Genomic DNA, 5,425 nt, shown 5'->3' with positions numbered 1-5,425 from the left:
CGACCGGACGTCCTGAAGCGCCGGCGCGCCTGGTTCGATGGTCAATTGGACCTCGATCCGGAGAAACTGATCGCCATCGACGAAACCGGCCTCTCGACCAAGATGTCACGTCTGCGCGGACGTGCATTGCGAGGTGAGCGTTGCCGTGCCGGCGTGCCGCACGGCCATTGGAAAACAACGACTTTCACCGGTGCGTTGCGCCTCAGCGGAATGACCGCACCATTCGTCTACGATGGCGCGATGAACGGCAACGTCTTCCTGGCCTATGTCGAGCAGGTGCTGGTGCTGACCCCGGAGATCGGGACGTGGTCATTATGGATAACCTGCCTGCACACAAGATAGACGGTGTCCGCGATGCCATCGAACGTGCCGGCGCCAAGCTCATGTTCCTTCCGCCCTATAGCCCGGACTTCAATCCAATCGAGAACGCATTCTCGAAGCTGAAAGCCATGCTGCGAGGCCGAGCCGAGCGCAAGATCGATGCTCTATGGGATGCGGTCGGGGCCCTGATGCCTCGCTTCACTGCGGCAGAATGCGCAAACTACCTTGGATATGAACCAGATTGAGCAGGATTTGCTCTAGCGGTGCAAGTGATGCCATCACGACACCGTCTGTCGGCTTTGTCTGATCGGCGACATTAGGTTTTGTTTGGCAGTTTCCTGTGGTGGTTCGGAGTAACTTTCTGAAACCCAACAAAAGGATCTTTCCTTTGGCTCGATCGGCCCACATGGCACGGGTTTTGAAGATTGCCATGCGAGGCGGCGCGAGCTGCCTGCCTTTTACGCAGCGATGGATGGAACGAAAGAAGGAAGGCGATATGTCAGATTTGCGTCAAATCGCATTTTACGGCAAAGGGGGGATCGGCAAGTCCACCACCTCCCAAAATACGCTCGCAGCGCTTGTCGACCTCGGGCAGAAGATCCTGATCGTCGGATGCGACCCGAAAGCCGACTCCACCCGGCTGATCCTGAACGCCAAAGCACAGGACACGGTTCTGCATCTGGCAGCGCAGGAAGGTTCGGTGGAAGACCTTGAGCTCGAGGACGTGCTCAAGGCCGGCTACAAAGGCATCAAGTGCGTGGAGTCCGGCGGTCCGGAACCGGGCGTCGGCTGCGCCGGGCGCGGCGTCATCACCTCGATCAATTTCCTTGAAGAGAACGGTGCATATGACGATGTCGACTACGTCTCCTATGACGTGCTCGGCGATGTGGTGTGCGGTGGCTTTGCGATGCCGATCCGTGAGAACAAGGCCCAGGAGATCTACATCGTGATGTCCGGCGAGATGATGGCGCTCTATGCCGCCAACAACATCGCCAAGGGCATCCTGAAATATGCCCATTCCGGCGGCGTGCGGCTCGGCGGCCTGATCTGTAACGAGCGCCAGACGGACCGCGAGCTCGACCTCTCCGAGGCGCTGGCTGCCAGGCTCAATTCCAAGCTCATCCACTTTGTGCCGCGTGACAACATCGTCCAGCACGCCGAGCTCAGGAAGATGACGGTGATCCAGTACGCGCCGGACTCCAAGCAGGCCGGGGAATATCGGGCGCTAGCCGAGAAGATCCATGCCAATTCGGGCCAAGGGACCATTCCGACCCCGATTACCATGGAAGAGCTCGAAGACATGCTGCTCGACTTCGGCATCATGAAGAGCGACGAGCAGATGCTGGCCGAACTACAGGCCAAGGAGTCAGCGGTGGTTGCGGCTCAATAACTGCCGCTGTCGACAGGACGCGCTGGCCCTTGCGCCAGCGCGTCCTTCCAAGAAAGCCGCTTCGGCGACGACGACCTAACCCGAACCTTGAAAGGGGGCAGGGGCCCATGAGCCTTGATTACGAGAATGACAGCGTTTTGCATGAAAAGCTCATTGCGGAAGTGTTAGCGCAATATCCAGACAAGGCGGCGAAGCGCCGCAAGAAGCACCTCAGCGTCGCAACGAGCGGCGACGAGCCTGGCGATGAGCCGAAGGCCCTTTCCGAATGCGACGTCAACTCGAACATCAAGTCCATTCCGGGCGTGATGACGATCCGCGGCTGCGCCTATGCCGGCTCCAAAGGCGTGGTATGGGGGCCGGTCAAGGACATGGTCCACATCTCGCACGGGCCGGTCGGTTGCGGTCATTATTCCTGGTCGCAACGCCGCAACTACTATGTCGGCCTGACGGGCATCGACACGTTCGTGACGCTGCAGTTCACCTCAGACTTCCAGGAAAAGGATATCGTGTTCGGCGGCGACAAGAAGCTTGAACAGGTCATCGACGAGATCGAGGCGCTTTTCCCCCTCAACAACGGCATCAGCGTGCAGTCGGAATGCCCGATCGGGCTGATTGGCGACGACATTGAGGCGGTGTCGCGCAAGAAGGCCAAGGAGCACGAAAAGACGATCGTGCCGGTGCGCTGCGAGGGCTTCCGCGGCGTCTCGCAATCGCTCGGCCACCACATCGCCAACGACGCCATCCGTGACTGGGTTTTCGACAAGAACGAAGTCGAGTTCGAGACCGGCCCTTACGATGTCAACGTCGTCGGCGACTACAATATCGGTGGCGACGCGTGGGCTACGCGCATTCTATTGGAGGAGGTGGGGCTGCGCGTGGTCGGCAACTGGTCGGGTGATGCCACGCTCGCTGAGGTCGAGCGCGCGCCAAAAGCCAAGCTGAACCTCATCCACTGCTACCGCTCGATGAACTACATCTGTCGGCACATGGAGGAAAAATACGGCATCCCGTGGATGGAATACAATTTCTTTGGTCCGTCCCAGATCGAAACCTCCCTGCGCGAAATAGCCAAGCACTTCGGTCCGGAAATCGTCGACAAGACCGAGGCTGTCATCACCAAGTACCGGCCCCTGGTCGATGCTGTCGTCGACAAGTACCGGCCGCGCCTCGAAGGCAAGACGGTGATGCTCTATGTCGGCGGCCTGCGTCCTCGCCACGTCATCACGGCCTATGAGGACCTCGGCATGCGGATCGTCGGCACCGGCTACGAGTTCGCCCACAACGACGACTATCAGCGCACCGGCCATTATGTGAACAAGGGTACGCTGATCTATGACGACGTGACCGGTTACGAGCTGGAAAAGTTCATCGAAGGCATCCGCCCCGACCTTGTTGGGTCCGGCATTAAAGAGAAGTATCCGGTGCAGAAGATGGGCATCCCCTTCCGCCAGATGCACTCCTGGGATTATTCCGGCCCGTATCACGGCTATGACGGCTTCGCCATATTCGCCCGCGACATGGATCTGGCCATCAATAATCCGGTGTGGGATCTCTACGACGTCCCCTGGAAAAAAGAGGCCGCGCCAGCTGAGGCGGTTGCGGCCGAATGAGAGCCTGGCCTGTCTTGGGAAGGGGCAGGCCAGGCTCTTCCCATCGGACTTGATCCGCACTCGTGACAGATGACATCCCATTGCCGCCACCGGTGCGGCGCGATGAAAAGAAAGGTGCTTACTATGCCGCAGTCGGCGGAAAAAGTTCTCGACCATGCTCCCCTGTTCCGCGAGCCGGAATACAGGCAGATGCTCGCCGAGAAGAAAGCCAATTTCGAATGCCCCCACCCGGATCAGGTCGTTGCCGATCAAAACGACTTCACGAAGACCTGGGAGTATCGCGAAAAGAACCTGGGCCGCGAAGCCCTGGTCGTGAACCCGGCCAAAGCCTGCCAGCCGCTCGGTGCCGTCTTCGCAGCCGCAGGCTTTGAGCAAACGATGTCCTTCGTCCATGGCAGCCAGGGCTGCGTCGCTTATTACCGTTCGCATCTGTCGCGTCACTTCAAGGAGCCTTCATCGGCGGTCTCGTCCTCGATGACGGAGGACGCGGCAGTGTTCGGCGGGTTGAAGAACATGGTCGACGGGCTCGCCAATACATACAAGCTCTACGATCCGAAGATGATCGCCGTCTCGACCACCTGCATGGCCGAAGTCATTGGAGACGACCTCCACGGCTTCATCGAAAACGCAAAGAACGAAGGGTCGGTCCCGCACGACTTCGATGTTCCTTTCGCCCACACGCCTGCCTTCGTCGGCAGCCACGTCGATGGCTATGACGGCATGATCAAGGGCATTCTAGAGAACTTCTGGAAAGGCAACGAGCGGAAGGAGGTTGCTCAAGCCATCAACATCATTCCCGGCTTCGACGGCTTCTGCGTCGGCAACAACCGCGAACTGAAGCGCCTGCTCGACATGATGGGCGTATCCTACATCTTCATCCAGGATGCCTCCGACCAGTTCGACACGCCGTCTGACGGTACGTACCGCATGTATGACGGCGGCACGAAGATCGAGGACTTGAAAACGGCGTTGAATGCCGAAGCGACCCTGTCGCTGCAGCACTATAACACGCGCAAAACGCTGGAATATTGCAAGGAGGTCGGTCAGGTTACGGCTTCGTTCCATTATCCGCTGGGTGTTCAGGCGACCGACGAATTCCTGATGAAGGTCTCGGAGATTACCGGCAAGGAAATTCCTCCGGCAATCGGCCTGGAACGCGGCCGTCTCGTCGACGCTATGGCAGATAGCCAAGCCTGGCTGCACGGGAAGAAATACGCGATCTACGGCGATCCTGACTTCGTCTACGCCGTTGCCCGGTTCGTCTTGGAAACCGGCGGTGAGCCGACCCACTGCCTTGCTACCAACGGCACGTCGGCCTGGGAAGCCGAGATGAAGGCGTTGCTCGCATCCTCGCCCTTCGGCAAGGATGCCCAGGTCTGGGCGGGCAAGGACCTGTGGGCGTTGCGCTCGCTGCTCTTTACCGAGCCGGTTGATCTTATGATCGGCAATTCCTATGGCAAGTATCTCGAGCGCGACACCGGCACCCCATTGATCCGGCTGACCTTTCCGATATTCGACCGGCACCATCACCACCGTTTCCCGCTCATGGGCTACCAGGGCGGCCTGCGCGTCCTGACGACGATCCTCGACAAGATCTTCGACAAGCTCGATCGCGAGACGAGCGAGCCGGGTGTGACGGACTATTCTTACGACCTGACCCGCTAGGAGCGGCGGCGGTCGGCCTTGTGAGGCCGGCCGCCTTCATCTGAACTTGGAGACCGCAATGCCCTTGCTCAATGCTAAAGTCCAGGATGTCTTCGACGAGCCTGCCTGCGAGAAGAACCGCAGCAAGGATTCCAAGGCGCGCAAAAACGGCTGTTCGAAGCCGCTGATCCCCGGGGCGGCAGCCGGCGGATGCGCTTTCGATGGCGCCAAGATCGTGCTGCAGCCGATCACCGACGTCGCGCACCTGATCCATGGGCCTCTCGGCTGTGAGGGCAATTCCTGGGACAACCGCGGATCGGCTTCTTCAGGTCCAACGCTCTGGCGCACAAGTTTCACGGCGCTGACCGAAGCAGGCGCCATTGAAAAGAAGCCTTTCGATGAGGAGGACTAGGACATGGGTACATTGACAGGAAGTACGAATGGCCCTGCTGTCAACGAA

Annotated in this window: 3 protein-coding genes and 2 pseudogenes; all 5 read left to right on the top strand. The window is 59.3% G+C overall.

Going from position 1 to position 5,425, the window contains the following annotated elements; genetic code table 11:
- Positions 1 to 566 (top strand): annotated as a pseudogene (locus tag CO655_RS30680) (IS630 family transposase); the annotation flags it as partial.
- 251 nt (positions 567 to 817) lie between these two features.
- Positions 818 to 1,711 (top strand): nitrogenase iron protein, encoded by an 894-nt coding sequence (gene nifH, locus CO655_RS30675; protein WP_004675840.1) that lies wholly within the window; start codon positions 818 to 820, stop codon positions 1,709 to 1,711.
- Positions 1,712 to 1,818: 107 nt separating this feature from the next.
- The gene (gene nifD / locus CO655_RS30670) at positions 1,819 to 3,321 is read left to right on the top strand and encodes a nitrogenase molybdenum-iron protein alpha chain (RefSeq protein ID WP_097667775.1); all 1,503 of its coding nucleotides are present in this window, start codon (positions 1,819 to 1,821) and stop codon (positions 3,319 to 3,321) included.
- Positions 3,322 to 3,444: 123 nt separating this feature from the next.
- Positions 3,445 to 4,986 carry a nitrogenase molybdenum-iron protein subunit beta gene (gene nifK, locus CO655_RS30665; protein WP_004677342.1) on the top strand — a complete coding sequence of 514 codons (1,542 nt, stop codon included), beginning with the start codon at positions 3,445 to 3,447 and terminating at the stop codon, positions 4,984 to 4,986.
- Positions 4,987 to 5,044: 58 nt separating this feature from the next.
- A pseudogene (locus tag CO655_RS30660) lies at positions 5,045 to 5,335 on the top strand (nitrogenase component 1); the annotation flags it as partial.
- Positions 5,336 to 5,425 lie beyond the last annotated feature (90 nt).

Source organism: Rhizobium sp. M1, assembly GCF_002531805.1.
Taxonomy (GTDB): domain Bacteria; phylum Pseudomonadota; class Alphaproteobacteria; order Rhizobiales; family Rhizobiaceae; genus Rhizobium; species Rhizobium etli_C.
The sequence above is the reverse complement of the archived record's forward strand: the minus strand, read 5'-3'. Positions and strand labels throughout refer to the sequence as shown.